The organism is Nostoc sp. CALU 546 (assembly GCF_048836525.1).
Genome location: NZ_JAWJTF010000276.1, coordinates 1 through 2,713, shown reverse-complemented (window position 1 = coordinate 2,713; position 2,713 = coordinate 1). Strand labels below are relative to the sequence as shown.

The 2,713-nt window shown below is 37.7% G+C and carries 1 protein-coding gene; it reads right to left on the bottom strand.

Annotation, left to right across the window (positions count from 1 at the left end):
- On the bottom strand, positions 1–2,685 hold a 2,685-nt coding region (locus tag RRG12_RS42640; RefSeq protein ID WP_420763252.1), incomplete at its 3' end, for an ATP-binding protein.
- Positions 2,686–2,713 lie beyond the last annotated feature (28 nt).

Sequence of the window (2,713 nt, the reverse complement as noted above, 5' to 3'; positions counted from 1 at the left end):
TGTAAGAATAGATACAGCGCCGGTCGTATCAAAAAGTCCAGCACTTAGAGTCAGCTTTTGTTGAGTTAGTCCGCGCAGATTCATCAGTAGCAGCTGCTGTAGTCTGATTGTCTGAGATACAGCCTCATGTTTAGACTGATGTGCAAATGCGTTGTATTTTTCTAGAGATTTGTATGTCTCTGAAAGTGGATAGCCTAACTGGATAATTTGCCACGATCCTTGATAACCGTTGTAGTTTGCCATCGTCACATCACCTGCTTCTACACAGCCAATAAATCCCCGCTCTAAAAAGGGAATATCGGTGGCAATATGGTTACACCAAACGTTAATATGACTTCCATGAATATGTAGAACAACTCCTCTAAGTTTCAAATCATTTAACTTTTCATTCAATTGAATCGTCATCTCAGAAAATGCGTAGCCTGTAGGAATATCATGGAAGATAGAAACCAACAACATCGCATACATGCTGTAAGCAAAACAGGAGTCTTCTGTATTACCAAACTTGAGTGAGTAGTTAACAGCTTTGAGTACAACTAAAGGAAAAATATCAGGTCTACCGAGATAAGTAGGTGGCCCCAAAGTTGTCAACAAACTAATTACTGTTTGAATATTGGGGTCTTGAATTAATGGAGCATCAATTAAATCAGAAATCTGTCTCTTATCTAGATTGGTTAATACCTGTTTTTTTTCAACTGCGATCGCACCTTGAATTTGCTCATTTGAATCAGGAAATATCACACCAAAAATTTTTAAAGCTGCTAATCCTAATATCAATGCCTCTTCATACCTACCTGCAACTTGGTAGAGTCTGATTTGCAGTATATAAATATTGGCTTTTTCAATATATGATTCCGCTTTACTAAATAGTAGTTCAAATAATTTTTCCGCTTGTTCTAAATTGCCTGTTAAGAATTCACATTCAGCTAATTCTCTAAATAAAATAAACGTTTGTTCATATTGTTCTATCCAGGCATTCTCATCTAAAAGATGCATGGCAACACTAAAAAACTTTTTAGCAGGAGTATAGGCTGTAGATGCTTTTGCTTTCTTTCCAGCAATTAAATTCAATCGTACTAATTCATCTTTTTCTGTCTGCTCAACAATGATATCGACCGCGAGATTGAGTTGATTGACCAAATCAAAAATTTGCTCATTCACTTGTTCATAACTAGCATTCTTCAGCAAAAGCTGCCCAATCTTCAGATGCACTGCCGACTTTGATTCATCAGCAATTAGGGCATAAGCCGCTTGTTGAACTCGGTCATGGTAGAAACGATAGTTTTTTTGGGTACTTTCATCTGACTCTATAGGGATAATTAATCCTCTTAAAATTGCTTCAACAAGTGCATTTGCTGTTCCTTCAATAGATTGTTCTCCAACAAGTGCTAAAACTTCTAAATCAAAGCGATTACCAATACAAGAGGCTAACTTCAGCACTTGTTGAGTCGCAAGTGGAAGTTTTTGCATCCGCTCAATCATTAGATTGACAATATTATCTGTAATACCTTGGGCTTCAATTTCAGCTATTTCCCATTGCCAAACACCATCTTGGCGGTTAAAATTCAGCAGATTTTCTTGATGCAGTGTTTTCAGAAATTCATTGACAAAAAAGGGATTGCCGTCAGTTTTTCGGATAATTAATTGGGCAAGAGTTTCTACTTGTTCTGCTGAACTATGTAAGGTATCAGCAATTAACTGATTGACATAGATAGGATTCAACGGTGTCAGCAGAATTTCAGTCGTTCTTGCTCCATACTGGCGAACCTTCTCTATCATCAAATTGAAGGGATGTACAACATCAATTTCATTATCTCGATACGCCAAAATGAAGCAGAGATACTGGATACTAGAGCCAGTGATAATAGTTTGAATTAAATTCAAAGTAGCGGTGTCCGCCCACTGCATATCATCTAAAAAAACAGTGAGTGGATGCTCTTTTTGAGCAAAGATGCTGATGAATTTCTGAAACACCAAGTTGAATCTATTTTTAGATTCGGCAGGCCCCAACTCTGGTATATGAGGCTGTTTTCCAACGATTAGTTCAACTTCTGGAATTACATCTGTGATTAGTTTGCCATTGTTCCCTAATGCTGCTTGTATTTGCTTTTTCCAGGTAGCAAGTTGATCTTCTGGTTCAGTTAAAATTTGTCGAGCTAATGTTTGAAAAGCTTGAACAATTGTGGAATAAGGAATATCTCGTTTATACTGATCAAACTTACCAGAGATAAAAACCCCGCGTTCCCTAACAATGGGCTTGTGAATCTCCTTCACAAGAGTTGATTTACCAACGCCAGCATAACCAGAAACTAACACTATTTCTGGTTTTCCTTGGCTAACAACTCGCTCAAATGCTTGTAAAAGCTTGGCAATCTCTAGTTCTCGCCCATACAATTTTTGAGGAATTTGAAAGCGCTCTGAGATATCTTGTTCACCCAAAACAAAGGATTGAATTTGTCTAGTTGTCTCCAATTGCTTTAAGCATTTTTCCAAATCAAGTTGTAAACCTAAAGCACTCTGATACCTCTGTTCTGCAACCTTCGACAGCAATTTCATGATGATGTCACAAAGTATTTGAGGAATATCAGAGTTTAGCTTTTTCGGCGATAGCGGAGATTTGGCAATATGACAATGCACCCACTCTAAGGGGTCTTTACCTTGAAATGGTAGCTGACCTGTGAGCATCTCATAAAAGGTAACTCCCAGCGAATAC